Here is a 1,592-nt window from a genome sequence, read left to right on the forward strand (position 1 = left end):
TATCTCCTAAAGTTACACGCAGAATCCTGATGCTACCCCTTGTTGAAAATATATGAGGTACTATCAACAAACGTTAAAATATTAATGGTACCTCATATAGGGCGGATTAGCATTTTTCTTAATCCCCTTTATAGGGTGTTTTTTATAAACTGGACTGTAATTTAAGACCCTTTTTCATACCTCTTTCGGACGGGAACACCAATTGACCATTTGTAATCAATAAAAAACGCTCCATTTGTGGAATTAGTACATGTATGATTTTTATACCATTGGAAAACTCTTTGACTGGAGAATAATAGATAGAAAAATGTTGTTGGTGTAATCGTTCTTGCAGTTCTTCGATGTAAAGTATTAAATTACGTTCTGAAAATCTCGGTAAATCCTCAAACGAAACATAAGTGGCTGGAAATTGATTAAATACGGAACACATATTCATTTCTGCACAAGCATAGTGACGAGGATACGGCTGTAATTGATTCAAAAAATACTCTCGATGTGCTAGCTCATCACCAATATTTGCAGAAGCAATATGATTCACCTGAACCAGTTCTGTAATACTTCGCAAGATAGCATATTCAGGGTATAAAGATGTACCGAGCCCAAATATACCAGTATGCTTTTTATTTTTTGTAACAGCTAATATAGTTGGAATTGCAACTTCCGTTGTAATATCCAATAGTATAATTTCCTCTTGTAATTCCTCTTCTGCGTGTACAATCGTTTCTTTTAGGGATGGTGGAAGCGTATTTGGATGAATTATCTTTAATGTATGATCTGGCATATCATAGTAGAAATGCCGAAGTAGGAATAAAGAAAAGGCATCCCTTTCAATGACTTCATTCGTTGCATGTATAATCGCTTCATGTAAAGTGGAACCAATGGCTGTGCCACTATTAGAACTGTATCGTTGTACTTTCTGATACTGATAAGTATCCGTTTCAATTGGATGTTGCATATAATGTGGATTAGCAATGAAAAATGGATACCATACATGTTGTTGTGTATCATTCAAAGCATAGTATTTTTTACAAAGTAATTGTTGATCTGGTTCTTCTACTATCAATTGCATAACACGCTCTCCGTCAAATATTGGGTTCTTCGCAATATGATGAGAAGAGAAAAAATCACACTCTTTCATTGATATGTTCTCCAGAGTATAATGCTCTAAGGCCTCAAACAATGCGCCTAATTCATTGTACTTCCCTTTTCCTACGCCGAATGATTCAATCTGTTGATTTAAATTAAATAATTCCACGTATGTGGTTTGTATTTTATCTCCAAAAGCTTTTTTTTTCACTGAAAAATTTAATTCTTTGAACGTATCCATAATACGTTGAAGAGCAGTTTCTTCTAAGATTTCTCTTTCCCAAGAATATAGCATTCTAATAACCTCCAGTTAAATAAAATAAAGTAAATGAATACAAATTTTCATGGATTTATGTATAGATAAAGAGGACATCATAAGACTGTCCTCTTTATCTTCTTTATTTTTTTTCTTGTAGTTTCTGTAATTCTTTTGTTTCAGACACTGTTAATTTAGGTTCATGCTTTTCACTTGTTACTATAATCCAACGTCCCATTATGAACTCCTC

1 protein-coding gene is annotated in these 1,592 nt (G+C 33.5%); it reads right to left on the bottom strand.

Features of this window, described 5'->3' with window-relative positions; genetic code table 11:
* Nucleotides 1–142: 142 nt before the first annotated feature.
* On the bottom strand, nucleotides 143–1,381 hold the full coding sequence (locus tag V7024_RS24320; protein ID WP_335524649.1) for a YcaO-like family protein: 1,239 nt from the start codon (nucleotides 1,379–1,381) through the stop codon (nucleotides 143–145).
* Nucleotides 1,382–1,592: the final 211 nt, after the last annotated feature.

The sequence above is a fragment of the Bacillus sp. JJ864 genome (assembly GCF_036963045.1).
In the GTDB taxonomy this organism is placed as follows: domain Bacteria; phylum Bacillota; class Bacilli; order Bacillales; family Bacillaceae_G; genus Bacillus_A; species Bacillus_A pseudomycoides_C.

What these genes read in the sequence shown, in the direction of transcription:
- V7024_RS24320 (WP_335524649.1), bottom strand. Translation starts at nt 1,381, where the DNA reads ATGCTATATTCTTGGGAAAGAGAAATCTTAGAAGAAACTGCTCTTCAA.